We start from the raw sequence: 25,647 nt of genomic DNA on the forward strand, positions 1-25,647 counted from the left end.
GGACGCGCCATCGGTGTGATGCGCGTCATTCCGGGAGTTGGCCGGCATGGCGCTAGCCGAGCGCCCGCTCGATGAAATGTCGCGGCACACGCGCCTTGGGTGTGCGGTCGGGGAACCTGCTGCGCACGTCCTCGTCCAGACCGATGCCGTGCATGTAGTTGTACAGCGCCTTGTTGAGCGCGATGCCCAAAGTGTCGTGGTCGGTACCGACCGGGTCGATGAAGCCGACGTCGTTCTTCGCGAAGGTCACCGGCGGCAACGGCAGCAGCGTGACGCCGTATTCCTCCGGATTGAGGCCGACCGGCGAATGCACGGTGCACACGAAGCGGTGGAAGAAGCCGGACTGGATGCAGCCGGCCGCGAACAGCTGGCGCACGTATTCGAGAGCATCCACCGTGTCCTGCACGGTTTGCGTCGGAAAGCCGTACATCAGATAGGCATGCACCAGGATGCCGGCATCGGCGAAGCCCTTGGTGACGCGCGCCACCTGATCGACCGATACGCCCTTCTTCATCAGCTTCAGCAGCCGGTCGCTGGCCACTTCCAGCCCGCCGGAAATCGCGATGCAGCCGCTGTCGGCCAGTTCCAGGCAAAGCTCGGGCGTGAACGATTTCTCGAAGCGGATATTGCCCCACCATGAAATGCTGACGTCACGCCGTTTCAGTTCGGCGGCGAAGGCGCGCAGCGATTTCGGCGGTGCGGCTTCATCGACCAGATGAAAGCCGGTCTGGCCGGTTTCGGCGACGATGGCCTGCACGCGGTCGACCAGCGTGGTCGCACTGGCGGCGTCGTAGCGCGAGATGTAATCGAGACTGACGTCGCAGAAGCTGCATTTCTTCCAGTAGCAGCCGTGCGCCACGGTGAGCTTGTTCCAGCGTCCGTCCGACCACAGCCGGTGCATCGGATTGAGCATGTCCAGCAGCGACAGGTAACGGTCGAGCGGCAGGCCGTCCCAGGTCGGCGTACCGACGTCGTCGAAGGCGATGTCGGGCTCGACGAAATTGACGTACTGCACCGCGCCGGCATCGTTGCGCACGAAGGTGCGCACCAGCCGCTGCGCGGAACGCCGGCCGGCCAGATGATCGAGCAGCGCGAGCAGCGGTCGCTCGCCGGCGTCCAGCGTCACGTAGTCGAAGAAGTCAAACACGCGCGGCTCGGCCAGCTCGCGCAATTCGGTATTCACGTAGCCACCGCCCAGCACGGTGACGATGGAGGCGTCATGCACCTTGATCGTCTGCGCGATGCGGAAGGCGGCATACACCGCACCCGGAAAGGGTACCGACAGCAGCACGATGCGCGGTGCGTGACGCTCGATTGCGGCGAGTGCGAGCCGCTGCAGCGCACCGTCGATCAGCGTCGGCGGCGCGGCCAGCGCCGCCGCCAGCGGGTCGAAGGTGGGCTGGCTCTGTGCCAGCGATTCGGCGTAGCGCACGAATTCGAACCGGTCGTCGACGGCCAGACGGATCGCGTCGGCGACGTCGTTCAGATACAGCGTGGCGAAGTGGCGGGCGCGGTCCTGCACGCCGAGCGCGCCGAACGCCCAGCCCAGCGGGTCGCCACCGTCTTCGTCGATATAGATGTCCAGCGATTCGAAACGCGGCCCCTCGGGCAGGAAGCCGCGCGACGCGATGCGGTGCGCCAGCGTCGGGTCGCGCCCCTGCAGGAAACCCAGGGTGGCGGCCATCGTCGCGGCGTAGCGATCGAACTGCACGAAGAAGCTTGTCAGGCTGGGCGAGCAATCACGATCCGGCAGCACAGCAACGGCATCGCGCACGGCACGCAGGCCGTCCGCCGCCAGCAGATCGAGCACCAGCGACAGCGCCAGATCTTCCTGCACCGCGTCGAAACCCTGCGCACGCAGGAAGCCCGTCAGATAGGCGGTGGACGGATAGGGCGTGTTGAGCTGGGTCATCGGCGGGATGACCGACAGCACGCGCGGGCGGACGAAGTCGGGGGAATGCGTGGCAGTCATGGTCCATAGGCGCCGCAACAGACGGCGCCGGCGCAGGGTAACCGAAGCCCGACGGCGCGGGAATGGGCGGCGCGGGGGCGGGCGGCGCGGCGCTTGCCGCACAACGTACGGTCGGCTTGTCGCAGGGCCTGTTGGGCATCGCTGCGCTCACCCCGACCTACGGCGTCGGCTTGTCGTGGGGATGTTGGGCATCGCTGCGCTCACCCCAACCTACGGGTGGCTTGTCGCGGGGGGGGTGCGCTCGCCCCAAGCTGCAATCGGACGGGGCGGTCACGTAGGTTGGGGTGAGCGCAGCGATGCCCAACAAACAGGCCCGCGCAGGCATCCGCTCGTTCAACGTGCCGGCGTGGCCGCGGGGACCGACTGCGCGATTTCGCGGGCAAGCGCGTCGATGAGTCGGCCGTGGGCGGTGGCGAGGGCTTCGTAGCTGGCTGAGCCGATGGTTTCGCTGGCGGTGAAGCGGCGGCTCGCGATGTCGCGGCCGTCGCGGCGCAGGGTCCATACGGCGTCCAGCGTCACGCGCTCGAAACCGTCGGCATCCAAACGCAGCACGTCGACCGGCAGCGTGTAGTCGGGTCGGGCGATGCTCGACTGCGGCACGGCGACGACGCGCGCAAGACCGCGCGCGCTGGCCAGCGCGGCGGCCAGCCGGCGGCCCATTTCCGCCTTCAGCGAGCCAGCCCAGCGGTGACCGTCGGCCGGCTCGCTGCGCGTGCCGTCGATCCGGCGCACGATCTGCAGCCGGTCCACCGCTTCCGGCAGGCCGATGGGGCCGACGACGATGCTGGGCGCATCGGCTTGCAACGACGCCGGCGAGGCCACGGCGCCCAGCGTGTAGTAGCGCACTGGCGGCGAACTGCCGCAGCCAGCCAGCGCCAGCGCGGCGGCGATCCAGCACAGGGAGCGAAGATGGATCACGGTTTCTCCTCGGGCTTGCCGCGCAGCAGCGCTTCGGGGTGGCGTTCCAGCGTGTCGGTCAGGTGACGCAGCGACTGGGCGGCGCGCGACAGCTCCTGCAGGCTGTCGCGCAGGTCCTGCTGCAGCGGCGCGTCGCTCGACAGCAGATGGCGCGTATCGGCGATCGCCGCGCGCGCCTCGGCCATCGTGCGCTGCGTTTCGGTCACGGCGGCGCTCACTTCGTTCGACGCGATGCCGTCGAGCCGCTGCAGCAGCTGATCGGTGCGCTCGACCGCGCCCGCCAGCCCGGCGATCGCGGCACGGGTCTCCTGTGCGATGTCGTCCAGCGGCAGGCGGTCGAACTTGCCGGCGATGCGCGACAGCGTGGCCTGCAATTCGTCCAGGCTGCCGCGCTGGGTCGGCAGCTGCGGCGGTCGGGCCGTCCAGTCGACCTTCTGCTTGCCGGCCGGCGGGAAGAAATCCATCGCCACATAGAGCTGGCCAGTCACCAGATTGCCGTTGCGCAACTGTGCGCGCAGGCCGCGCGCCACCAGCCGGTCGACGAAGGTGCGGAAGGCGGCTTCGTCGAAATCGTCGTCCGGCTTGCCACCCGCGCGTGGGCGCATGCGGCCGGGGAACACCGCGATGTCGACCAGCAGGCCGACGTCGGCAGTGTCGAGATCGACATCGGGTTCGAGCGCAATCACTTCGCCGATCTGGGTGCCGCGGAAATCGACCGGTGCGCCGACCGACAGACCACGCACGCTTTCGGTGAAGCGCAGCTGCACGATCTGGGCGTCCGATCCGGGTTGCTTGAGCGCTTCGGCGCGCGTGCCGAACAGCTTGAAATCGAGCCCGGCAGGCGCCGGCTCGGCATCGCCGCCGTCCGGTGTTTCAAACGACAGCCCGCCGGCCAGTATGGAGGTGGCCGACTCGGTGTTGATCTGCAGCCCCTCTGCACCGAGCTTCACGTCGATGCCACTGGCGTTCCAGAAACGGCTGTCGGTGGTCACGTAGCGATCGTACGGCGACTTGATGAACACCTGGATGTCGAGGTGCTGGCCGGTGTCGTCGAGCTTGAAGCCGGTGACCTGACCGGCCGGGATGCGGCGGAAGTAGATCGGTGTGCCGACATCGATGGAACCCAGTGTCTCGGCATGCAGCGCAAAGGCGCGCCCGGGCACGTCCAGCGTGATGACCGGCGCCTCGTCCAGCGCGACGAAGCTGCGACCGGGTTCGGTCGACTTGCCGGCGTCCATGCCGACATAGGCGCCCGACAGCAAGGTGCCCAGGCCGGTCACCGCGCTGCCCGAGACGCGCGCGCTGACCACCCAGAAGCGCGTATCCGCCACCAGCAGCCGGTTTGCTTCACGCACCAGCTGCGCTGTGGCGATGACGTGCGCGCCGTCGTCGGCCAGCGCCACCGCGCTGATCTGGCCGACATCGACGTCCTTGTACTTGATGCGCGTCTTGCCCGGTTCGAGCCCGGCGCCACTGTTGAACTGGATCGTGATGGTCGGCCCCTGCTGGTACCAGGCGCGCGCGGCGAGGAACACGCCGATCAGCAGCGCGACCAGCGGAATGATCCAGACCAGCGGGATGCGGAAGCGGCGCGGTGCGTCGACCGTGGCGGTCGGCAGTTCGGGTTCAGTCATGGTGTGCAGTGTGGGGGTCGGCAGCGCCGCTGGCCAGCGGGTCCCAGATCAGTCGCGGATCGAAGCTCATGGCGGCGAACATCGTGAGCACCACGACGGCGCCGAAGGCGATGGCACCCGGGCCGGCTTCTATCGTCGCCAATCCACGGAAGCTCACCAGCGCGACCAGCATCGTGATGACGTAGATGTCGAGCATCGACCAGCGGCCGACGAATTCGACCAGCCGGTACAGCCGGGTGCGCTGCAGCAGGTTCTGCGTCGAGCGGCGCTGCACCGACAGCGTGAGATACACCAGCGCAATGATCTTCAGCAGCGGCACCATCACGCTGGCGAAGAACACCACCGCGGCCAGCGGCCATGAACCGGACTGCCACAGAAAGACGACGCCGCTCATGATCGTGTCCTGCTGGCTGCCGAGCAGCGATGTGGTGGTCATGACCGGCAGCAGGTTGGCCGGCAGGAACATGACAATCGATGCGATCAGCAGCGCCCAGGTGGTCGACACGCTGGCCGGCTTGCGCAGGTGCATCGGCGCGCGGCAGCGCGGGCAGCGCAGGTTGTGCGCGCCATCCACGGGCGGGCGCGCCAGCTGACCGCACACATGGCAGCTCAGCAGCCCGGCCTCGCGGGCGGTCAGCGCGCGCCGGCTCATCGGCTCGTCACCAGGACGCCATCCGCTTCGTCGGGCAGCGGGGTCTGCCACAGCAAACGCGTGTCGAAGGCCCGGCCGGCGAAGGTGAGCGCGAGAATGAGTGCAGCCGTGGCCCAGAACGCAGTGCCGAGGATGACCGTCGCCAGATGCGACAGCTTGACCAGCGACACCAGCATGCCGAGCAGGAACACTTCGACCATGCCCCAGGGCTTGAGCGAACGCACGAGCCGGAAGAAGGGCGCCATGCGCGGTGTCACGCGCCCCAGCCGCAGCGGCACCAGCACGAGCAGGATCATCACCAGCTCGAGCAGCGGAAACAGGATGGCGGTACCGAACACGAGCGCAGCGACCGGCATCATGCCTTCGCGCCACAGCACCTGCACCGCTTCGAACAGCGTCACCGCGACCACACGACCCTGCATGTCGAGGCCGACCAGCGGCCAGGCATTCGCGATCACGTACAGCACCAGTGCAGTCAGCGTGAGCGCCAGCGTGCGGTCGAGGCTGTCCGGCGGGTTGCGTGCAAGAAAGGCGTCGCAGCGCACGCAGCGCGCGGTCTGCCCGGGCAGCAGTGCCGGCTCGGTCTGCAGCAGGTCGCACTCGTGGCAGGCGACCAGATCGGCAGGCAGTTTCAGGTGCGCGGCGGGAGCGGGCATGACCGGTGGCGGCATAAGGAACCGCGATTCTGCGGTGCAGCGCAGGTCGGTGCAATGACCCTGCGTGGCGATCAGACAGGTGCGGCTGCGTCGCGCGCCCGCAGCTTGGCGGTGATGTAGTCGGCGTGCGGGATGTAGAGCAGATCGGCCACCTTGCGCATCACGTGCGACTCATGGGCGTGCAGGTGGCCGTCGGCATAGGCGACCTGCCACATGAGCTCGATGATGTGCACCTTTCGCTCGGCATCGAAGGCCTGATTGATCAGCGCCGTGAAGCGCTGGTAGTCGTAGGCCTCGCGCGCCGTGGCGGTCGCCAGCTCGATCAGGCGCTCGATTTCGTCGTCGGTCAGCGCGAACTTGCCGCGCAGTGCGGTCATGGCCGCGGCGCGCTCGGCGTCGCCGATGTCCGGGTCGGCCCGCATCACTTCGACCAGCAGCACGGCGGTGGCCAGCTGCAGCTGGTGTTCGGTGGCGGCGGCGTCAAGCGGCGCCGGCGTGGCAAAACTGTCGAACAGCTCTTTCAGGGTACGCAGCATGGTGTCTTTCGTCGGCGGAACGCGGGGCGCACCATGCGCCCGTGTCACGGCGGACCGGTGAATGCCGGTCGGCGTTCCCGATGCCGCTGTGCCCGGATGTTACGGCAGTGGCGTCACGACGGCGCCCGGTGCGAGGGTGCCGCCGTCGAGGACCTGCAGATAGACGCCCAGTTCGCGGTGTCCGTAACGCTCCATCATGGTCGCCGGCAGCGTCATGTCGCGCTCGGCGGTCACCGGATTCACATTGGTCGCACTGCAGCGCGGCGTGCGCATGACGACCCGCGCGCGCACCTCACCCACCTGCACCTCGCGGTCCAGCCAGGTCGATTCCTCCCACGGCTCCCCGCCATCCATATAGATGTTGGCGCGAAAGCGCATCGGATCGATGTCCGCACCGAGCGCTGCACCGACTTCGCGCACCGTGGCCAGATTGATCAGCGACACCGCATTCATCATGCCGTGCGACAGCACGCTGACGTCGGTGAAGCGGAAGCCCTCACCGCTGACGAAAGCCGGCGGGCCTTCCAGCCGCGCGTTGATGTGCTGTGCGATGAAGCGCGCCAGTCCGCTGCAGGCGGCCGGGTCATCGACATCGATGCGCAGATGGCGTCCGTCGGGTGCGCTGACGTGCAGGCAGTTGTCGGCGTCGTCGTAGCGGGTGGCCAGCGAAGCGAGTGCGGCGTGATCCATCAGCGCGATGAAATCGGTTTTCGGACGCGGCGCATAGCTGCCGGCATCGAAGGTCCAGCTGCCGTTGGTGAGCGCCCACTGGCGGTCGAGCGGCACGCCTTCTCCGGTGCGCAGCGCAATTTCGCCGAGCGGTTCGGCCGACAGACCCTTGACCGGATACCGGTACAACTGACGAACGGTCCTCATGGCAACTCCAGCTTGAAAGGTTGGCTGGATGCTCGGTCCTGCGTGCCGCGGCGGCAATAAGTCGTTTGCCGGAGGTGGGGCCGGAACGGCGCGCGAACGGCGGGCTCAGAAGCGCCCGGCCTGATAGCGCTGGCCGAGCACGCTCTGCAGCGTCTGCACGACGCCGAACGCATTCTTGAGCTGGCCGCGTTCGAAGTTCGACAGTTCGTCCGGCTTCAGGAAGTTGTCAGCACCGCCACCACCCGCCATCTGGCGCGCCTGGTGCTGGATGCGCAGCGTGGCGATGTATTCGAGCGCGTCGCGCAGATCGTGCGCGCTCTGTTCGCTGATTTCGCCGCTGGCTGCGGCAACGGCCAGCCGGTCATGCGTGTTTACCGCGGCGTGGCCGCCGGCCAGCGCATAGACGCGCGCCAGATCGACGATGGGCACGATGCCGCTGTGCTTCAGATCCAGCGTGCCCCGGTGTTCGCCCGAGCGCAGCGTCGACATGCGGTTGAACAGGCCGAGCGGCGGCTGGTGCTTCAGCGCATTGCCCACCATGTAGGCGAGGAAGATGCGGTTGCCACGCGTGCGCGCCAGCACATCCTCGCGCAGCGTTTCGAGCAGCGCGGTCTGTCCGTGGATGGCGCGCAGGTCGAAAAACACGCAGGTGAGCATCAGCGCCTTGGGTTCCGGTTCCGCCGTCCACTTGCGGAAGTACTGCGCCCAGCGCGCCTTCGGCTGCCGCCACAAGTCGGTCATCGCCATCATCTCGCCCGGACAGTGGATGTAGCCGCAGGCGTCGAGACCGTCGCACACGAAGGTGGCCAGCGCGCGGAAGTACTCGCCGTGCGCGACCGGATCGTAGGCGTCGTCGATGACCAGACAGTTGTCCTGGTCCGACTTCGCCGTCTGTTCGTTGCGCGCCTGCGACCCGGCGGCCACCCACACGTAACCGACCGGCGGCGGACCGAATTGCGCTTCGCCCAGCTGCAGCAGACGGCAGGTCAGCGCATCGGTGATGGCAGTGATGATGTGACCGGTGCTGTAGGCGGTAGCGCCGGCGCCGGCCAGACTTTGCTGCAGGGCGCGCACCTGCAGGGCGGCCTCGGCCAGCCCCTCGACACTCGTCTGCTTGTAGATGTCGCCCGCCAGATGCACCGCCGACAGATTCTGCTGCGCGCTGACGTCGGTCGCCGTGATCATGCCGACCACGCTGTCGCCGTCCATCACCGGCACGTGGTGGATGTTGTGGCGCGCCATCAGCAGCAGGGCGTCGAAGGCCGGCTTGCGCACATCCATCGTCAGCGGATCAAGCGTGGCGATGTCGAGCACCGGCCGCGCGCTGTCCAGCCCCTGCGCGACGACGCGGTTGCGCAGGTCGCGGTCGGTCACCACGCCGATCAGCCGGCCCGCGTCGACCACCAGCACCGACGACACGCGCTGCGCGCTCATCTGCGTCGCCGCATCGCGAATGGTGGTCGCGGGCGACACGGTGATCGGCGCGCGCCGGATCAGGCTGCGCACCGGCGTAGTGATCAGGTTCAGGTGCGGATCGCTGCTGTGCGCGGCATCGGGCAGGGCGGGGAGCTCGGATGTCATCGGATTCCGTTCTTCGATTCGTGAGGGGGCAGCAACAGCATCATCGCGCTGAACGGCTGCTTGCGCGACCTCGCGGCCTCAATTCAATTTACTTTTTTATAATTTATTTAATGATATATTGTTTGGATGGGCAGCACATCCGATACGACCATCGATCTCGACACGCTGCGCGCCACTGCCGGCCGTGCCTGCGCACTGCTGCGCGTACTGGCGCATGATGACCGGCTGATCCTGCTGTGCCAGCTGGCGCAGAGCGAACACTCGGTGGGCGAACTCGAAACACGGCTCGGCATTGCGCAACCCACGCTGTCGCAGCAGCTGGGCGTGTTGCGGCGCGAAGGGCTGGTCAGCACGCGGCGCGACGGCAAGCACATCCATTACCGCATCGCCAGCGACGACGCACTGGCGCTGCTGCACACCCTGCATGCGCGCTTCTGCGCAGCGCCACACGGAGAACACACATGAACATTGCCTGGGACGCCTTCACGCCCTGGACTTCGCTGGCCGGCGGCGCGCTGATCGGCCTCGCGGCTGCGCTGCTGATCCTGGGCAGCGGCCGCATCGCCGGCATCAGCGGCATCGTGGGCGGACTGTTCAAACCGGCTGCGGGTGACATGGGCTGGCGGGTCGCGTTCGTCGTCGGCCTGCTCGCGGCGCCGCTGGTGTGGGGCCTGTTCGCCGCCCTGCCCGCTGTGCAGTCCGACGCCGGCACCGCGACGCTGGTCATCGCCGGACTGCTGGTCGGCGTCGGCACCCGCTACGGCTCGGGCTGCACCAGCGGTCATGGCGTGTGCGGACTGTCGCGGTTGTCGCCGCGTTCGCTGGTGGCCACGCTGGCCTTCATGGGTGCCGGTTTCGTCACCGTCTATGTCGTCCGTCATCTGGCCGGAGCCTGACATGAAAACCTTCGTCGCCCCGTTCATCGCCCTTTTCGCCGGACTCGTGCTGGGCATCGGCCTGCTGCTGTCGGGCATGGCCAATCCGGCCAAGGTGATTGCCTTCCTCGACCTCGCCGGTCCGTGGGACCCGTCGCTGGCGTTGGTCATGGGCGGCGCCATTGCGGTGGCCTTCCCCGCCTTCACGTGGGCGAAGTCACGCACCGTGGCCTGGTCGGGCGAACGCCTGCAACTGCCGACCGCGCGCCAGATCGATGCGCCGCTGGTGCTCGGCAGTCTGACCTTCGGAGTCGGCTGGGGCTTGGCAGGATACTGCCCGGGACCGGCGCTGGTGTCGCTCGGGATGGCATCGCAGCCGGCCATCGTGTTCGTTGTCGCAATGGGGGTCGGCATGGCAGCCCACGCCCTGCTCACGCGGCCAAAGGCGTAAGCAGGTAGTCGATCAGCGCGCGCACGCTGGCGATGCGCTGGCCGAAAGGCAGCGCGCCGCGGCCGCGGAAGAACAGACCGGTTTTCAGGTCACCGCGCAGGGCGGCGGCCAGCTGGTGGTCAATGCAGAACTGGCCCCAGCCGACCAGACCGTCGCGCAGACCGCACTGCGCCAGGCAATCGAAGTGCTTGGCGCAGCGCGAGCGCTCATGCACCACGGCCTGCGTGCGCGCCAGCACCGCCAGATACTTCTGCAGCCAGGGCGTGCGCACGGCGCGCGCCGGCAGGCCGGCCACGCTGGTGAATTCGACCAGATCGTCGTCGCCGGCGTCGGCCAGAACATGCTTGAAGGCGTCCGAGGCGTCACATTCTTCGGTCACGGCGAAAGCGGTGCCGAACTGCACCGCCGCTGCACCCAGCGACTGCATGCGCCGGATGTCGTCATGTGTGCGCAGGCCGCCGGCCACGATCAGCGGCACACGGCCTTCCAGCCCCGCGCTGCGCAGCCAGGCCAGGGTTTCCGGCAGCACGCGCTCGAAATCGAAACGCTCGTTCGACACGTCGGCCACCTTGGCAGCACCGAGGTGACCGCCGGCCCAGCCCGGATGTTCGAGCACGATGGCATCGGGCACGCGCTGCTTGCGTTCCCACTTGCGCACCACCAGCTGCACGCCACGCGCATCCGACAGGATGGGGATCAGCGCTGCAGAGGGGTGTTCGCGTGCGAGGTCGGGCAGATCGAGCGGCAGGCCGGCGCCGACCACCACGGCGTCGATGCCGCATTCGAGCGCGCAGCGCACCTGCGCCGCGTAGTCACTCACTGCGCGCATCACATTCACGGCCAGAAGACCGTTGCCGCCGGCGATCTGTCGTGCGGCGCGAATTTCGCGCGCCAGCGCTTCCAGATTGTCAGCGTTGATTTCGGTTTTCGCATGCTCGCCCGACAGGCCGCGCGTGCGTGCCATCAGATCGGGATGCAAGCGACGCAGATCGACCGACGAAATCGTGCCGACGGCGCCCAGTGCGGCGACCGTGCCGGCGAGCCGGTGCGCCGATACGCCAACGCCCATGCCGCCCTGCACGATGGGCAGCAGAGAGCGACCGGCGAGCTTCAGTGGCGCAAGACCGCTGTTGCGCAGTCGATCGACAGGGCATCCGGAAGGAAGCGGCGCAGCCGGAGCGGCTGCGGGGGGCGGGAGGATTGCAGTCGGCGTTTCTGTCATGGCAGAGCAGGGGACGGGTGGCGGCAGATGGGCTGCGCCACCTTAACCGTCCGTCTGCCGCCCGGGCTTGACCTTGCTCAAGCCCGGGTGCCGATGTGTTACAGCCGTGTTTCAGCCACGACGACGCCGCGCGGCGAGACCGATCAGGCCCAGACCCGCCAGCAGCATGGCGTAGGTTTCGGGTTCCGGCACCGGCGTGATCGAGAACAACGAGGTCGTGCCCGACACCTCGTTTGCCGTCGCGAGGAAGTACTTGCCACCGAATTCATAGGCTGAAAGACCTTCCGGCGACACCGAATCCGCGTCGACGATGAAATCGACGAAAGTGGCTGCCGTCGGATTGGTCACGTCGTAGATCGCGATGACGCTCTCTTTCGACCGTTCGAAGCCGATGAAGGCCAGCGTGCGGTCACCGAGTTCGAGCACCGTCACGCCTTCGGGTTCGACGCCCTTGTTGTCGCTGCGGCCGTCGTCGATCAGCGCCGGAAAGGCGGCAAACAGGCGCGCTTCCAGATCGTTGCCGCTGTCGAACACCTGGTTGCCGTCCTCGTCGAGGATGGAGAAGGAGCGACCGCCGAAGATGTGAATCTGGTCGTAATCACCGTCGCCGTCGAGATCGCCACCCGAGGTGGTGGCCGTCAGGCGGCCGAGATTGCTGTTCGCCTTCAGCGCGGCGGCATCCGGGAAAACCGTCGGGTCGAGCTTGTAGCTGCTCGAACCAACACGCACTTCCTCGTTGAATTCGCCATCGACGAAATCTTCCAGATTGCGCGAATCGCCTTCGTTGGCGGTGATGTAGTACGTCTTGCCGCCCGACGCATACGACGCGATCGCGTCCGGCATGTACATGCCGAACACCGGCGCGTTGCGGTAGTTGCCGGCCAGTTGGCTGTTGCCAGGGCCGTCGCGGTCCGAGGTGTCGAGTTCGTTGCCGGGCAGGCTGTGATCCTTCAGGCCGAGCGAAGTGACCGACACGATCTGCTGCGACATGAGGTCGATCTTGGCGACCGCGTTGGCTTCCTGCAGCGTCACCATGGCGAACTGGCCATCCTTCGACAGCGCGATGTACTCCGGCTCCCAGTCGATCGACGGCTTGCTGCCGGGCGTCACGACGCGGCCCAGGCCGGTGGTGCCGTCATAGCCGGCAAAGCCCAGCGTGGTGACCGAATCCTTCGTGGTGTCGATGATGCTGATCGAGCCGCGCGCTTCAATCGTTTCGAAACCCGTGCGGGCCAGCGGCTCGCCTTCGTTGGCGGTCATGATGCGGCCGTCGGCGGTGAAGGTGACCATGTCGGGCAGCGCGCCCACCAGATAGCTCTGCTGGAAGCTGCGGCTGGTGGTGTCATAGGTCAGCACCGAACCGGCATCGGTCTTGACCGGCGCGGCGATGGCGAAGGCGGCAACACCGTTGCGGATGGCGACGCTGTTCAGTTCGCCGAAGGCGGTGGTGTCGATGTGCTGCACGAAGCTGCCGGTGGCGGCATTCAGGATGTCCACACCCTTGAGCCCACCCACCCACAGTTCATTGTTCAGGCTGTCGAAAGCGAGGATTTCCGACGTCTGGCCCTCGACGCTGGTGCCGGCGCCGTGCTCGAAGGTCCACAACTTTTCCCAGCCGGCCGCCTGCACGACCGGTACGAACAGCGCCGCAATCGCGGCGGCCGCAATCTTTCTGACCATTATTGATTCTCCTGTTGTCAGCAGGCCGGCAGTCCGGCCGCATTGACCCGACACGACAACAGGGGAAGATTGCAGACGTGTTACAGCACTGTCACGTCACTGAAATTTACATTCATTCGTGCGCAAACCGGATCGGGCCATGTGGGTTCCGGCAGTGGGAGTGGCCCTCTGGGAGCGGCGATCCACTGCTGGCCCTGCCTGGTCGGCCGGCTTCGCGGGCGGCGAGCAGTGAGGTTTTTGTGGGAGCGGCGGCCTCGCCGCGATGCGCACTTTGCAATACGACCATCGCTGCACGATCGCGGCGAGGCCGCCGCTCCCACAGGGCCGCTCCCACAGGGCGGCACCCGCTGCCGCTCAGCTCGCCGCCTCGTACTCCGACATCGGCGGGCAGGTGCACACGAGGTTGCGGTCGCCGGCGACGTTGTCGACGCGCGCGACCGGCGGCCAGTATTTGTCGCGGTCGATCGACGGGTGCGGGAAGAAGGCTTCGCGGCGGCCGTACGGGCGGTTCCACTGGTCGGCGATCAGCAGCTCGTGAGTGTGCGGCGCGTGCTTGAGCAGGTTGTCTTCGCGGTCGGCACGGCCGGCTTCGATTTCGGCGATTTCGGCCCGGATGTGGATCATCGCGTCGCAGAAGCGGTCGATCTCGGCGCGATTCTCGCTCTCGGTCGGCTCGATCATCATCGTGCCCGGCACCGGGAAGGACACGGTCGGTGCATGGAAGCCGTAGTCCATCAGCCGCTTGGCGACGTCCTCCACCGTGATGCCGCAGGCGTCCTTGATGGCGCGCAGGTCGATGATGCATTCGTGCGCCACGCGGCCATGCTTGCCGCTGTAAAGGATCGGCGCGGCCTTTAGGAGGATGGCAACTCGGCTCACCCGCGTGAGACAGACGGCTTTATGTGAACATATCTGTTGAAAGTCCCTGCTAACCTATGCCGTCCGACGCTTGCAACAGCAAACAATACGGCAGACTTCGCTTTCTCGCGCCGTGCGCAGGCGATTGACAGCATCGCTTAACCGTACCAGGGATCAGAGAAACTAGAAGATGCGGCTTGAAAATCTACGTCTCCGAAACTTCCGTGGCTTTAACGACCGTGCATTTCATTTTCACCCCGAGTTCAATCTTATCGTGGGCGAAAATGGTGCCGGCAAGACTTCAGTGCTCGAAGCTGCAGCCGTGGCCATTGCGTCATGGTTACTGGGCATTCGTGGTCATGACGCACGAAACATCCGTAAGCGCGACATCCGCGTGATTCGTGATGAGGTCGAAGGTCGCTACCGTGAATTGCCACAATACCCCGTGAGCATCGACGCCACGGGGTATATCGAGATTGCACGTGCCGCGCGCGAGAAAAATGGCGGCGAGGTTCTCTTCTTGACACCCGAAAATCCCAGCAAACCAAATCCTCGTGAACAGAGGCTGACCTGGAGTCGCTCGCTTGAGAGTGCTGATGGCCGAACTACAAGGTCGGGAGCCGGTAGTCTGAAGACCATTGCCTCAAAAATGGAAATAGCCGCACTTAACCGACAACCATACGTACTCCCTTTGCTTCGCTATTTTAGCGCTGGGCGTCTGTGGGAATCGGTTCGCGACACCGACAAAAGAGCGCTGAGCAAGCATAAGGGGAAACAACCTGCTGAACTAGCAGAGAACGCTGACGAGATTGACCGTTATCTCTTCGACCGAAGCCTTTTATCGGAGCCATTTTATGGATATCGGATGAGTGTTGATGGTCGTTGCAACCCTTCGGATCTAATCCGATGGATGGCCTTCGAACGACGTAACGAAATGGAAGATGGCAACACTTCGACCGCACTTGCGCTTGTCTACAAAGCAGTCGGAAATCTCATGCCCGAAGCCGCAACAGTTCGATACAGCGGAAAATTGGAGACGCTTGTACTCCATAAGCGCAACGGGCAAGAGCTTACTTTTGAAGAACTTAGTGACGGCTACCGCAACATCGTTGCAATCGTAGCCGACCTGGCAATCAAAGCAGCCATGTTGAATCCGCAGCTGGCGGAAAAGGCCCTTGAACTGACGCCGGGGGTCGTCTTGATTGATGAATTAGACCTTCACCTTCATCCTAGGTGGCAACGCCGTGTAATAGAAGATTTGCGGCGCACCTTTCCTAAAGTGCAGTTCATCTGCACAACGCACTCACCTTTCCTCATTCAGTCGTTGCGTTCTGGTGAAGAACTTATCGTAATGGATGGACAGCCGACCGCTAACCTTTCGGACATGTCTGTTGAGGAAATTGCGCGAGGCATTATGGGCGTTACAACCCCGCAGGTAAGTGCGCGTTATGACGAGATGAAAGACGTAGCATTTAAGTATCTCGAAACGCTTGAAGAAGCTGCCAAGGCACCAGCTGAAAAACTTGCGGAATACAAGGAACGCCTCGCAACCTCAGTGGCGCCATACGCGGACAATCCAGCATTCCAAGCATTTCTCGAGATGAAGCGTGCAGCGAAGTTGGGGGAGTAAAACTTGCGTCCTGTACGTCGAGACATTTCGCCCCGGACCAGTGACTTTTCCTCATATTCCGACGCACAAACGGATCTCGTTGCTCGCCTTGGAATCTACTGTAGTTACTGCGAGCGACGCGTTGCCACGCAACTTGCCGTAGAGCACATCCAGCCCAAAGGCTTGGCCGCCTATGCCCATCTGATTGGACGCTGGGAAAACTACCTCCTTGGCTGTGTGAATTGCAACTCAACAAAGAAGGACAAAGATGTTCATCTCGAACGCATACTGCTTCCGGATCGTGACAACACCTTCGCCGCATTTACCTACCACCCCGATGGCAGCATAACGCCATCACCGAGTGCCGTGTCCAAAGGCTTGGAAGACATGGCCAGAAGAACGCTGCAACTCACCGGACTTGACCGGAGCATTTCCATCGCACTGGATGAGAATGGCAAACAAGTAGCTCTCGATCGGGTCGCCCAGCGAATGGAGGTGTGGGCAGTCGCCGACGAAGCAAGGTCCGATGTAACCAATAGCCCAGGCAATGATGCCGTAAGGCGGGGTGCCGTCAGGACTGCGCAGGGCTACGGTTTTTTCAGCATCTGGATGACGATTTTCGAGGCCGACACGGATATGCGAAATCGTCTGGTCGATGCATTTTCTGGGACACGTCAAAGTGAGTGCTTTGACGTTGGTTCCGCTGCATCCATATCGCCTGCACCGAATCCTGATGGGCTGCCACATGGTGGAAAAATATGAGGCGTTTTTTCGAAGAATGTTCTTTTCACGCTATGGAAGAGGGATTTTCGCTTCGTCCAGCACAGAAAGAATGGCAGCCGTGCAGCTCAAGGTGTTTCGGAAACTAATTTGGTTCGTAGTTCGCGTCACAGGCCGGATTTCCGGCCTGTGTTCATTTAGGGTCAAACTGGCTCAGGCCGCCTCGTACTCCGACATCGGCGGGCAGGTGCACACGAGGTTGCGGTCGCCGGCGACGTTGTCGACGCGCGCGACCGGCGGCCAGTATTTGTCGCGGTCGATCGACGGGTGCGGGAAGAAGGCTTCGCGGCGGCCGTACGGGCGGTTCCACTGGTCGGCGATCAGCAGCTCGTGAGTGTGCGGCGCGTGCTTGAGCAGGTTGTCTTCGCGGTCGGCACGGCCGGCTTCGATTTCGGCGATTTCGGCCCGGATGTGGATCATCGCGTCGCAGAAGCGGTCGATCTCGGCGCGATTCTCGCTCTCGGTCGGTTCGATCATCATCGTGCCGGGCACCGGGAAGGACACGGTCGGTGCATGGAAGCCGTAATCCATCAGACGCTTGGCGACGTCCTCCACCGTGATGCCGCAGGCGTCCTTGATGGCGCGCAGGTCGATGATGCATTCGTGCGCCACGCGGCCATGCTTGCCGCTGTACAGGATGGGGTAATGCGGCGCCAGGCGGTGCGCGATGTAGTTCGCATTCAGGATGGCGACCTGGGTGGCGCGGCGCAGGCCGGCCGCCCCCATCAGCGCGATGTAGGCCCACACGATGGGCAGGATGCTGGCTGAGCCCCATGGTGCGGCAGATACCGTGCCGATGGTGCCGTCCGCCCCGGCCACCGGATTGACGCCCTGCACCACCGGATGGTCTGGCAGGAAGGGCGCGAGGTGCGGTGCCACGCCGATCGGCCCCATGCCGGGCCCGCCGCCGCCGTGCGGAATGCAGAAGGTCTTGTGCAGGTTCAGGTGACACACGTCGAAACCGATGTCGCCCGGACGCACCAGACCGACCATGGCGTTCATGTTGGCGCCATCCATGTAGACCTGACCACCGTGCGTGTGGATGAGCGCGCAGATGTCGCGCACGCCTTCCTCGAACACCCCGTGCGTGGACGGGTAGGTCATCATCAGCGCGGCCAGGCGGTCGGCATGCTGTTCAGCCTTTGCCTTCAGGTCGGCGGCGTCGATATTGCCCAGCGCATCGCAGGCGACCACGACCACCTCCATGCCGGCCAGCACCGCGCTGGCCGGATTGGTGCCGTGCGCCGACGCCGGAATCAGGCACACGTTGCGATGCAGGTCGCCGCGCGTGCGGTGGTATTTGCGGATCACCAGCAGGCCGGCGTATTCGCCCTGCGAACCGGCGTTCGGCTGGAACGACATCGCGGCGAAGCCGGTGATTTCGCACAGCCGCTCTTCCAGTTCCTCGAACAGCTGCTGATAGCCCTGCGCCTGTTCCAGCGGCACGAAGGGATGCAGCGCGGCGAACAGCCGGTAGGTGACCGGCGTCATTTCGGTGGTCGAATTGAGCTTCATCGTGCACGAGCCGAGCGGAATCATCGCCCGGTCGAGCGCGATGTCGCGCGTGGCCAGCCGGCGCAGGTAACGCATCATTTCCGTCTCGGAGTGATAGCGGTTGAACACCGGGTGGCTCAGGATGGCGCTGTCGCGCTGCAATGCCGACGGAATGCAGTCGATCACGCGCGCATCGAGCTGCGCCAGGTCGAGCAGCGTATCGGCGCGCGTTGCGAACACCGCCAGCAGGTTCTTCAGCTCGCTGCGACGCGACGTTTCGTCGAAGGTGGCCGACAGGTGGTCCGCATCGATCACGTGCAGATTGAAACCAGCGGCGCGGGCGCGCGCCGAGATGCGGCGTGCGACACCCGGCACGCGTACCTGCACCGTGTCGAAGAAGCAGTCATGCACGACGTCGAAGCCGAGTTCGCGCAGGCCGAGCGCGAAAATCGTCGCCATGCGGTGCACCCGGTCGGCGATCGTGCGCAGGCCTTTCGGGCCGTGATACACCGCGTAGAACGCGGCAATCACCGCCAGCAGCACCTGTGCGGTGCAGATGTTGCTGTTCGCCTTCTCGCGCCGGATGTGCTGTTCGCGCGTCTGCAGCGCCATGCGCAGCGCCGGCTTGCCGAGGGCGTCGGTCGATACGCCGATGATGCGGCCGGGCATCTGCCGCTTGTGTTCGTCGCGGCAGGCGAAGAAGGCGGCATGCGGGCCACCGTATCCCATCGGCACGCCGAAGCGCTGCGCGCTGCCCAGCACGATGTCCGCGCCCATCCCGGCAGCGCCCATCGCGCCCGGCTCCTTCAGCAGCACCAGTGCCAGCGGATCGGCCGCGATGGCCGACAGCGCGCCGACCGCGCGGGCGGCGGCGATCACCGGTTCCGGATCGCGCAGCCGGCCGCTCGAACCGGGATAGCTCACCAGCACGCCGAAGTAGTCGCCCTCGACGCCAGCCCATGGATCGCACACGACGACTTCGATGCCCAGCGGCTCGGCGCGTGTGCGTACTACGGCCAGCGTCTGCGGGTGGGTGTCGCCATCGACGATGAAGCGCGGCGACTTCACCTTTGAAACGCGATGCGCCATCGTCATCGCCTCGGCCGCCGCGGTCGCCTCGTCGAGCAGCGACGCGTTGGCGACCGGCAGGCCGGTCAGGTCGATCACCATCTGCTGGAAGTTCAGCAGCGCCTCCAGCCGGCCCTGCGAAATCTCCGCCTGATAGGGCGTGTAGGCGGTATACCAGCCCGGGTTCTCGAGCACGTTGCGCTTGATGACATTGGGCGTGATGGTGTCGTGGTAGCCCATGCCGATCAGGCTGGTGTGCAGTTCATTGCGCGCGAACATGCGACGCAGCGCGTCATCGACGACGCGCTCGGAGCGCGGCGGCGGCAGGTTCAGCGACGTATCCGACAGGATGTCGGCCGGAATGGTCTGCGCGATCAGTTCATCGAGGCTGCCCACATCGAGCGATGCCAGCATGACCGCGAGGTCGCGTTCATCCGGTCCGATGTGCCGGCCGATGAAATCGCCGCGGTCTTCCAGTGTTTCGAGGGTGGGGCGCTTGTTCATGTTCAACAGTCCTTTCCGGGCCGCTTTTGGCAGTCCCTGTCTGAAGGTACCGGTCGCCGCCCCCCGTGAAGGGCGTTGACCGGAGTCGAGTGGGCAAAGTGTGACGGTTCAGCGTTGGTAGCGGGTGGGAACGAAAGGCATGGAGGTGAGGGAAACGGACACCGACTGTCCGCGAGAATCGATGTGCAGCGCTTCGCCGGACAGTTTCACCGCCCGGTCGAGATAGCCCATGGCAACCGGCCGACCCAGCGTCGGACTGTGGTTGCCGCTGGTGATGACGCCGACTTCGCGGCCGTCGACGCCGAGCAGCTTCGTACCGGCGCGCTGCGGCGCGCGGCCGTCAGGCAACAGTCCGACGCGCACGCGCGCCGGCGGTTCCTGGAATTCGCCGAGCACGACGGCCGCGCCGGGAAAGCCGCCCGCGCGCGCCCCACCCGCGCGGCGCGCGGCGCCCACCGCCCAACCGATCGAGGCCGATACCGGCGTCGTCGTGTCGTCGATGTCATTGCCGTACAGGCACATGCCGGCCTCCAGACGCAGTGTGTCGCGCGCGCCCAATCCGGTCCAGCGCACGCTTTCGTGGTCGAGCAGGCGCTGCGCAAACGCGGCGGCCGACGCAGCAGGCAACGAAATTTCGAAGCCGTCCTCGCCGGTGTAGCCACTGCGGCTGATACGCAGCGGCACTTCGCCGGACGACGCAGTGCGCACATCCAGAAAGCGCATGCCGGCCACGTCAACCAGCGGCTGCAGCACGCTTTCGGCGAGCGGACCCTGCAGCGCGAGCAGCGCAAGGTCTTCGCGCAGCTTGTAACTGCAATCAGCGCCCGGCGGGTGTGCCGCGAGCCAGGCCAGCACGTCGGCGCAGCGCGAGGCGTTGCACACCACGTGAACGCCGTCGCCCAGCCGCTGAATCATCAGGTCGTCGATGAGGCCGCCGGCCGTGTTGGGCAGCAGCGAATAGGTCTGCCGGCCGGGCGCCAACCCCGCCAGATCGGCGGTGGTCAGCGATTCCAGCCAGGCGCAGGCGCCACTGCCGGTGACGTCGATCTGCCCCATGTGCGATACGTCGAACAGCCCGGCCTGGCTGCGCGTATGCAGATGTTCCTGGAGGATGCCCGGCGCGTACTGGATCGGCATCGACCAGCCGGCGAACGGCACCATCTTCGCGCCGGCTGCGAGGTGAAGGTCGTGGAAAGGCGTGCGCTGCAGTGCGGCCTGATCCGGGATTGCCATCGTCAGAATCTCCTGGGTGGCGGACCGGAGGGTGACCGGTCCGCGGGTCTGTCGGCCGGGTAGGCCAGCGAGGGCGCGATGATGCCACGCTCGGCCGGCACGCAACGCATGCGGTCCCATATTGACGCGACCCGTTTATTAACTGAACATTCAGTCATTAAAAGCGCATCACCCCATGTCAGAGCACTCGCCCCTGCTTCCCGTTCCGCACGCCACCGATGTGCACGCTGCCGACGCGCACCCGCTGGTCCGGCGCGGCCGCCCGGCACTGGTCGACCCGGCCACCCTGGTAGCGTGTGCGCTCGACCTGTTCGTCGAAAAGGGTTATGCGGCGACCCGCCTCGAAGACGTGGCGCTCGCCGCCGGCGTATCGAAAGGCACGCTCTATCTGTATTTCGATTCCAAGGCCGCACTGTTCGCCGCCGTCGTGCGCCAGGGACTGGTGCCGGCCCTGGCCGGCGGCGAAGCGCTGCTGGACAGCCATCGCGGCAGCGGCGCCGATCTGATGCGCGAACTGCTGTGGGGCTGGTGGCGACTGATCGGCGCAACGCGGCTGGGCGGGCTGCCCAAGCTGATGGTGGCCGAAGCACGCAACTTCCCGGACATCGCCGAGCTCTACCACCGCGAAGTGATGGCGCGCGGCTGTGCGCTGATCCGGCGCGCCATCGATTACGGCCACGCGCGCGGCGAATTCCGCGTGGCCGGCGACCCCTGCACGGTGCAGGCCGTCATGGCACCGCTGCTGCTCCGCGTGCTGATGAAACATTCCTTCGGCTGTGTCGATCACGCTGCGCCCGCCGATGACCCGTCGGCGGCCGCGCAGGCGGAGTCGACCGACATCGCCGCTTCCATCGAATTCGTCATCCGGGCGCTCGAACATGACTGACTTGCACCGGCAGGCCGCACGCGCCGCCGCGTTCTGCCTCGGCTTTGCCGCCTGCGCCTGCCATGCGCAGACCGCGGCTGCGCCCTCGCCCACGGTCGCCTTCAAGACCTTCGCCGAGGTCGCCACCTACCCCGGACGCGACGCGCCGGCGCAGGCGGTGGCGTTGAACCGCACCCAGCTCGCGGCCGAAGTGAGTGCCCGCGTGGCATCGACGCATGCCGACCCGGGCGAGCGGGTGAACAAGGGGCATGTGCTGGTACGGCTCGACACGCGTGACTACCAGCTTGCTCTGGAACGCGCGCGGGCGCAGCTGAAGGCGGCCGAGGCGCGTCTGGCGCAGGCCGACGCGCAATTGCGCCGCACGCGCGCGCTGCAGGCACAGAACTTCGTGTCGCCCGAGGCGCTGACCCAGCGCGAAACCGAAGTCGAAGTGGTGCGCGCCGACGTGTCGGTGGCTGCCAATGCGGTCGATCTGGCACAGCGCAATCTGGACAAGTGCGTGCTGCGCGCGCCTTACGACGCCATCGTGCGCACGCGCGACGCGTCGGCCGGTTCGCTGGCCGGCGCCGGCATGGTGCTGATGACGCTCGAGGATGCGACGCGGGTCGAGGTGAGCGCCCGCGTGGCGCCGCGCGACCTGGCGTCGCTGCGCGCGGCGAAGTCGGTCGAGTTCGTGTCGCCGGCCGGACGCAGCGCGGTGCGCATCGCCCGCGTGTCGCCGGCCATCGACGACGCCAGCCGCACGCATGAGGTGCGCGCCGCCTTCACCGGCGCGCGTGCGCCGGCGGGGGCCGAAGGCCGTCTCGCCTGGACCGATCCGGCGCCGCACGTGCCGGCCGAACTGGTGACCCGGCGCGACGGCAGCGGCAGCAGCCTGCTCGGCGTATTCGTGCTGCGCGACGGCGTCGCCCGCTTCGTCGAACTGCCAGGGGCGCAGGAAGGCCGCCCCGCGGCGAGCACCCTGCCCGCCGATGCGCGCATTGCGACCGACGGCCGCAACAGCCTGCGCGACGGACAGAAAATGCCATGAGCGCCTACGCGCGTTTCATCAGCAATCATCCGCTGGCCAACATCACCTTCGTCGTGGTGCTGCTGCTCGGCCTGATCAGCTACCTCGGGCTGCCGCGCGAGCAGGACCCGGAAATCAATTTCAACTGGGTGCAGATCACCGCCGCCCTGCCCGGCGCGTCGCCGGAAGACGTCGAGAAGCGGGTGCTGCAGCCGCTTGAGGATGCGATCAAGAACGTGTCCGACATCCGCTTCATTTCGTCGGCGGCGCGCGACGGACTGGCCGGCATCCTGGTGCGTTTCGACGACATCGAGCCAGCGGTGTTCGACAAGCGCATCAATGACCTGCGGCGCGAGATACAGAACAAGGCGCGGGCCGAACTGCCGGTCGAGGCGAAGGAACCGCAGATCATCGAGGTGACCAGTTCGAACGGTTTCCCCACCGCACAGGTGCTGCTGACCGGTCAGGCGGATGACGAGGTGCTGCGCGCCATCGGGCGCGAACTGCGCACCGATCTGGAACGCATGCGCGGCGTCGACCGCGTGTTCGCGCTCGGCCTGCACGACCCGGAACTGCGCATCGAGTACTCACCTCAGGCGGCGCAGGCTCGCGGCCTGCTGCCGACCGACATCGCCGATGGCGTGGCCGGCTGGTTCCGCGATGTGTTTGCCGGCCGGCAGCGCGCCGGCGAGCAGGAATGGCTGGTGCGCGTGGTCGGTCAGGACGCCGATCCTGCCTGGCTGGCCGATGTCGGCGTCACCGCGTCGGCCCGGGGTGGCGCGATGGTGAAGCTCGACGAGGTGGCGGGCGTGGTGCGGGCGCGTGCCCGGCCGACCCAGATGGTGTCATCCGGCGGACAGGCCAGCGTGCTGTTTTCGGTCAGCAAGAAGGCCGGCGTGAACACGCTGGCCATGGTCGAGCGCATCAGCGACTACGTCGAACGCAAGAATGAAGTGCTGGCGCAGCAGGGTCTGAAGCTCGAACTGATGGACGACCAGACGGTACCGACGCGCGAAGCCATTTCCATCATGGAATGGAATGCGCTGTTCGGCCTGATGTGCGTCATCGGACTGTGCTGGGTCTTTCTCGGTACGCGCATCGCGCTGCTGGTCGGGCTCGGCGTACCGTTCTCGCTCGCCGGCACCTTCGCCGTACTGTCCGCCACCGGCGACACGCTGAACATTTCGGTGCTGCTGGGCGTGGTGATTGCGCTCGGCATGCTGGTGGACGATGCCGTGGTAGTGGTCGAAGCGATCTACTACCGGCTGCAGCGCGGCGCCTCGCCAATCGAGGCAGTCGCCGACGGCGTGCGCGAGGTGTGGACGCCGGTCGTCGCCTCGGTCGCCACGACGATGGCCGCCTTCCTGCCACTGATGCTGCTGCCCGGCATCGTCGGCGACTTCATGTTCGTCATTCCCTTCGTCGTGACCCTGGCGCTTGCGATCAGCCTGATCGAGGCGTTCTGGATGCTGCCGGCGCACGTGCTGTCGCTCGGCCCGGTGGCACGCGCACCCGGCCGCGAACAGCGCGCGCGCATCGCCTTCACGCGCGTGCTGCGCCACCGCTACGCGCAGGCGCTGGCCTGGGCGGTGCGCCACTGGATCGTGCTGTGCCTCATCGTTGCGTCGCTGATCGCCGGCGCCATCGGCGCGGCCGCGACCGGCCTGATCCGGGTGCAGTTCTTCGCGTTCGACCCGATGCGCATCTTCTACGTCAATGTCGACATGCCGGCAGGCAGCCCGATCGGCGCCACCCTGGCGCGGGTCGAACAGCTCGAAACCGAAGTGCGCCGGCAGATGCTGGAAGGCGAGGCGCGCCGCATCGCGTCGATCGCGGGCGCCAAGTTCACCGATGCCGAAGCCCTGTTCGGCGATTCCTACGGCCAGGTGGTGGTCGCGCTGCTGCCGCGTGCCGGGGACGGACGCGAAGTGGGCGACATGGTCGAGGGCATGCGGGCCGCCGTCACCGCCCTGCCCGGTCCCGGCACGGTCAGCTTCACCCAGCTGTCAGGCGGGCCACCGGTGCAGAAGCCGGTGAAGATCCGCGTACGCGGCGACGACCTGGCGGAGCTGCGCGCGGCGACTGCCGAGGTGCGGCGCATCCTCGAATCGATGGACGGCACGCGCGACATCACCGACGACGACACGCCCGGCCGCCCGCAACTGGCACTGAGACTGGATCGCGACGCGCTGCGCGACGCCGGTCTGAGCGCATCGCAGGTGGCGCGTGCGGTGCGCCTGCAGGTCGAGGGCGAAATCGTCGCCATCACCCGCGATCAGGGCGCCAAGCTGGAGGTGCGCGTGGCGGCCGCCGGCGTGACCGACGACGACGTGATGCGCGTGCTCGATGCCCCGATCGCACTGCCCGGCGGCGGCGCCACCACGCTGCGTGCGCTGGTCGGCAGCGAATCGACGCGCGGGCCGGGGGTCATCAAGCATTACAACCTGCGCCGCACCATCACGCTGGAAGCCAACCTCGATACCGAAAAGCTCAATTCGATCGGGGTCGCCGAGTCGGTCCGCCTCGCGTGGGAAGCCCAGCGCACCCGCTTCCCGCGTACCGATCTCGACTTTTCCGGCGAACTGGAAGACGTGCAGGAAAGCCTGGACGCGATGAAGGTGCTGTTCCTGCTCGGCATCGGCCTGATCTATCTGATCCTCGCCGCGCAGTTCCGCAGCTACTGGCAGCCGATGATGATTCTGGCCACCGTGCCGCTGGCGTTCACCGGCGTGGCGGTCGGCCTGCTGGTCAGCGGGTCGCCGCTGTCGCTCTACACGCTGTACGGCGTGATCGCGCTGACCGGGATCGTCGTCAATTCGGCCATCGTGCTGATCGACGCCGCCAACGAGCGCCTGAAGGCCGGCATGAGCGTGATGCACGCGGCGATCTACGCAGCGCGCCGGCGCGTCGTGCCCATCATCATCACGACCAGCACGACGGTCGGCGGCCTGTTTTCGCTGGCCGCCGGCATCGGCGGCTATTCGATGCTGTGGGGACCGGTGGCCGGCGCCATCGTGTGGGGACTGGGCGTGGCCACGGTGCTCACGCTGTTCGTGATGCCGGCGCTGTACATCGCGTGCATGCGGCGCAGTGTGCTGCTGCGCCGGGTCGCTGACGCAGCGCAGCAGGCTACAATCACGGCTTGACCGAGGG

At 66.2% G+C, this 25,647-nt stretch carries 21 protein-coding genes; 8 read left to right on the plus strand and 13 right to left on the minus strand.

The window, feature by feature from the left end:
* Positions 1-52: 52 nt before the first annotated feature.
* From NMQ14_RS16850 to NMQ14_RS16885, 8 genes are all read right to left on the minus strand, one after another.
* Entirely contained in the window at positions 53-1,972 is a 1,920-nt protein-coding gene (locus NMQ14_RS16850) for a radical SAM protein (RefSeq protein ID WP_257097979.1), read from the minus strand.
* Positions 1,973-2,305: 333 nt separating this feature from the next.
* Complete coding sequence (locus tag NMQ14_RS16855; RefSeq protein ID WP_257097980.1) at positions 2,306-2,890, minus strand: PqiC family protein; 585 nt, start codon at positions 2,888-2,890, stop codon at positions 2,306-2,308.
* Positions 2,887-4,524 carry an intermembrane transport protein PqiB gene (locus NMQ14_RS16860; protein ID WP_257097981.1) on the minus strand — a complete coding sequence of 546 codons (1,638 nt, stop codon included), beginning with the start codon at positions 4,522-4,524 and terminating at the stop codon, positions 2,887-2,889. Before NMQ14_RS16860 ends, NMQ14_RS16855 begins: the two co-directional genes overlap by 4 nt.
* Positions 4,517-5,161: a paraquat-inducible protein A gene (locus NMQ14_RS16865; RefSeq protein ID WP_373457203.1), complete on the minus strand. Its 645-nt coding sequence runs from the start codon at positions 5,159-5,161 to the stop codon at positions 4,517-4,519. The genes NMQ14_RS16860 and NMQ14_RS16865 overlap by 8 nt, the downstream gene beginning before the upstream one ends.
* An 11-nt stretch (positions 5,162-5,172) precedes the next feature.
* Positions 5,173-5,832, minus strand: a complete 660-nt coding sequence (locus tag NMQ14_RS16870) for a paraquat-inducible protein A (protein ID WP_257097983.1) — start codon at positions 5,830-5,832, stop codon at positions 5,173-5,175.
* Between the two features lie 71 nt (positions 5,833-5,903).
* Complete coding sequence (locus NMQ14_RS16875) at positions 5,904-6,368, minus strand: TerB family tellurite resistance protein (protein WP_257097984.1); 465 nt, start codon at positions 6,366-6,368, stop codon at positions 5,904-5,906.
* 99 nt (positions 6,369-6,467) lie between these two features.
* Positions 6,468-7,244 carry an MOSC domain-containing protein gene (locus tag NMQ14_RS16880; RefSeq protein WP_257097985.1) on the minus strand — a complete coding sequence of 259 codons (777 nt, stop codon included), beginning with the start codon at positions 7,242-7,244 and terminating at the stop codon, positions 6,468-6,470.
* Between the two features lie 105 nt (positions 7,245-7,349).
* A complete protein-coding gene (locus NMQ14_RS16885; RefSeq protein WP_257097986.1) occupies positions 7,350-8,825 on the minus strand; it encodes a putative nucleotidyltransferase substrate binding domain-containing protein in 1,476 nt (491 codons plus the stop codon).
* 126 nt (positions 8,826-8,951) lie between these two features.
* Between NMQ14_RS16885 and NMQ14_RS16890 the strand changes: the two genes are divergently transcribed.
* Genes NMQ14_RS16890 through NMQ14_RS16900 form a run of 3 tightly spaced genes read left to right on the plus strand, consistent with a single transcriptional unit; the run spans position 8,952 to position 10,151 of the window.
* Positions 8,952-9,290, plus strand: coding sequence for a helix-turn-helix transcriptional regulator (locus tag NMQ14_RS16890; RefSeq protein WP_257097988.1), 339 nt, complete (start codon positions 8,952-8,954; stop codon positions 9,288-9,290).
* Positions 9,287-9,721, plus strand: coding sequence for a YeeE/YedE family protein (locus tag NMQ14_RS16895; protein WP_257097990.1), 435 nt, complete (start codon positions 9,287-9,289; stop codon positions 9,719-9,721). The genes NMQ14_RS16890 and NMQ14_RS16895 overlap by 4 nt, the downstream gene beginning before the upstream one ends.
* 1 nt (position 9,722) lies before the next feature.
* Complete coding sequence (locus tag NMQ14_RS16900; RefSeq protein WP_257097992.1) at positions 9,723-10,151, plus strand: DUF6691 family protein; 429 nt, start codon at positions 9,723-9,725, stop codon at positions 10,149-10,151.
* Here NMQ14_RS16900 and NMQ14_RS16905 read toward each other — a convergent pair.
* The 3 genes from NMQ14_RS16905 to NMQ14_RS16915 all read right to left on the minus strand — a co-directional run bounded on the left by NMQ14_RS16905 (position 10,132) and on the right by NMQ14_RS16915 (position 13,932).
* On the minus strand, positions 10,132-11,373 hold the full coding sequence (locus tag NMQ14_RS16905; RefSeq protein ID WP_257097994.1) for a nitronate monooxygenase family protein: 1,242 nt from the start codon (positions 11,371-11,373) through the stop codon (positions 10,132-10,134). The two genes, NMQ14_RS16900 and NMQ14_RS16905, sit on opposite strands and share 20 nt — an antisense overlap.
* Positions 11,374-11,484: 111 nt before the next feature.
* Positions 11,485-13,053 (minus strand): choice-of-anchor I family protein, encoded by a 1,569-nt coding sequence (locus tag NMQ14_RS16910; RefSeq protein ID WP_257097996.1) that lies wholly within the window; start codon positions 13,051-13,053, stop codon positions 11,485-11,487.
* 354 nt (positions 13,054-13,407) lie between these two features.
* Entirely contained in the window at positions 13,408-13,932 is a 525-nt protein-coding gene (locus NMQ14_RS16915; RefSeq protein ID WP_257097998.1) for a hypothetical protein, read from the minus strand.
* Between the two features lie 169 nt (positions 13,933-14,101).
* Between NMQ14_RS16915 and NMQ14_RS16920 the strand changes: the two genes are divergently transcribed.
* Together NMQ14_RS16920 and NMQ14_RS16925 are read left to right on the plus strand one after the other, a co-directional pair.
* Positions 14,102-15,541, plus strand: coding sequence for an AAA family ATPase (locus NMQ14_RS16920; protein ID WP_257098000.1), 1,440 nt, complete (start codon positions 14,102-14,104; stop codon positions 15,539-15,541).
* 3 nt (positions 15,542-15,544) lie between these two features.
* Positions 15,545-16,282: an HNH endonuclease gene (locus NMQ14_RS16925; RefSeq protein WP_257098002.1), complete on the plus strand. Its 738-nt coding sequence runs from the start codon at positions 15,545-15,547 to the stop codon at positions 16,280-16,282.
* Positions 16,283-16,453: 171 nt separating this feature from the next.
* Here the strand turns inward: NMQ14_RS16925 and gcvP are convergent, their stop codons facing one another.
* Together gcvP and gcvT are read right to left on the minus strand one after the other, a co-directional pair.
* Entirely contained in the window at positions 16,454-19,366 is a 2,913-nt protein-coding gene (gcvP, locus tag NMQ14_RS16930) for an aminomethyl-transferring glycine dehydrogenase (protein ID WP_257098004.1), read from the minus strand.
* Positions 19,367-19,474: 108 nt separating this feature from the next.
* Complete coding sequence (gene gcvT / locus NMQ14_RS16935; protein WP_257098006.1) at positions 19,475-20,599, minus strand: glycine cleavage system aminomethyltransferase GcvT; 1,125 nt, start codon at positions 20,597-20,599, stop codon at positions 19,475-19,477.
* A 175-nt stretch (positions 20,600-20,774) separates the two neighbouring features.
* Between gcvT and NMQ14_RS16940 the strand changes: the two genes are divergently transcribed.
* From NMQ14_RS16940 to NMQ14_RS16950, 3 genes are read left to right on the plus strand one after another with little or no spacing between them, the layout of a single operon-like run.
* Positions 20,775-21,485, plus strand: a complete 711-nt coding sequence (locus NMQ14_RS16940; RefSeq protein WP_257098009.1) for a TetR/AcrR family transcriptional regulator — start codon at positions 20,775-20,777, stop codon at positions 21,483-21,485.
* Complete coding sequence (locus NMQ14_RS16945) at positions 21,478-22,515, plus strand: efflux RND transporter periplasmic adaptor subunit (protein ID WP_257098011.1); 1,038 nt, start codon at positions 21,478-21,480, stop codon at positions 22,513-22,515. The genes NMQ14_RS16940 and NMQ14_RS16945 overlap by 8 nt, the downstream gene beginning before the upstream one ends.
* Positions 22,512-25,640, plus strand: coding sequence for an efflux RND transporter permease subunit (locus tag NMQ14_RS16950; RefSeq protein ID WP_257098013.1), 3,129 nt, complete (start codon positions 22,512-22,514; stop codon positions 25,638-25,640). The genes NMQ14_RS16945 and NMQ14_RS16950 overlap by 4 nt, the downstream gene beginning before the upstream one ends.
* Positions 25,641-25,647: the final 7 nt, after the last annotated feature.

Source organism: Methyloversatilis sp. XJ19-13 (genome assembly GCF_024580155.1).
Classification (GTDB): domain Bacteria; phylum Pseudomonadota; class Gammaproteobacteria; order Burkholderiales; family Rhodocyclaceae; genus Methyloversatilis.

What these genes read in the sequence shown, in the direction of transcription:
- NMQ14_RS16850 (WP_257097979.1), bottom strand. Translation starts at nt 1,972, where the DNA reads ATGACTGCCACGCATTCCCCCGACTTCGTCCGCCCGCGCGTGCTGTCG.
- NMQ14_RS16860 (WP_257097981.1), bottom strand. Translation starts at nt 4,524, where the DNA reads ATGACTGAACCCGAACTGCCGACCGCCACGGTCGACGCACCGCGCCGC.
- NMQ14_RS16870 (WP_257097983.1), bottom strand. Translation starts at nt 5,832, where the DNA reads ATGCCCGCTCCCGCCGCGCACCTGAAACTGCCTGCCGATCTGGTCGCC.
- NMQ14_RS16875 (WP_257097984.1), bottom strand. Translation starts at nt 6,368, where the DNA reads ATGCTGCGTACCCTGAAAGAGCTGTTCGACAGTTTTGCCACGCCGGCG.
- NMQ14_RS16880 (WP_257097985.1), bottom strand. Translation starts at nt 7,244, where the DNA reads ATGAGGACCGTTCGTCAGTTGTACCGGTATCCGGTCAAGGGTCTGTCG.
- NMQ14_RS16885 (WP_257097986.1), bottom strand. Translation starts at nt 8,825, where the DNA reads ATGACATCCGAGCTCCCCGCCCTGCCCGATGCCGCGCACAGCAGCGAT.
- NMQ14_RS16890 (WP_257097988.1), top strand. Translation starts at nt 8,952, where the DNA reads ATGGGCAGCACATCCGATACGACCATCGATCTCGACACGCTGCGCGCC.
- NMQ14_RS16895 (WP_257097990.1), top strand. Translation starts at nt 9,287, where the DNA reads ATGAACATTGCCTGGGACGCCTTCACGCCCTGGACTTCGCTGGCCGGC.
- NMQ14_RS16900 (WP_257097992.1), top strand. Translation starts at nt 9,723, where the DNA reads ATGAAAACCTTCGTCGCCCCGTTCATCGCCCTTTTCGCCGGACTCGTG.
- NMQ14_RS16905 (WP_257097994.1), bottom strand. Translation starts at nt 11,373, where the DNA reads ATGACAGAAACGCCGACTGCAATCCTCCCGCCCCCCGCAGCCGCTCCG.
- NMQ14_RS16910 (WP_257097996.1), bottom strand. Translation starts at nt 13,053, where the DNA reads ATGGTCAGAAAGATTGCGGCCGCCGCGATTGCGGCGCTGTTCGTACCG.
- NMQ14_RS16920 (WP_257098000.1), top strand. Translation starts at nt 14,102, where the DNA reads ATGCGGCTTGAAAATCTACGTCTCCGAAACTTCCGTGGCTTTAACGAC.
- gcvP (WP_257098004.1), bottom strand. Translation starts at nt 19,366, where the DNA reads ATGAACAAGCGCCCCACCCTCGAAACACTGGAAGACCGCGGCGATTTC.
- gcvT (WP_257098006.1), bottom strand. Translation starts at nt 20,599, where the DNA reads ATGGCAATCCCGGATCAGGCCGCACTGCAGCGCACGCCTTTCCACGAC.
- NMQ14_RS16940 (WP_257098009.1), top strand. Translation starts at nt 20,775, where the DNA reads ATGTCAGAGCACTCGCCCCTGCTTCCCGTTCCGCACGCCACCGATGTG.
- NMQ14_RS16945 (WP_257098011.1), top strand. Translation starts at nt 21,478, where the DNA reads ATGACTGACTTGCACCGGCAGGCCGCACGCGCCGCCGCGTTCTGCCTC.
- NMQ14_RS16950 (WP_257098013.1), top strand. Translation starts at nt 22,512, where the DNA reads ATGAGCGCCTACGCGCGTTTCATCAGCAATCATCCGCTGGCCAACATC.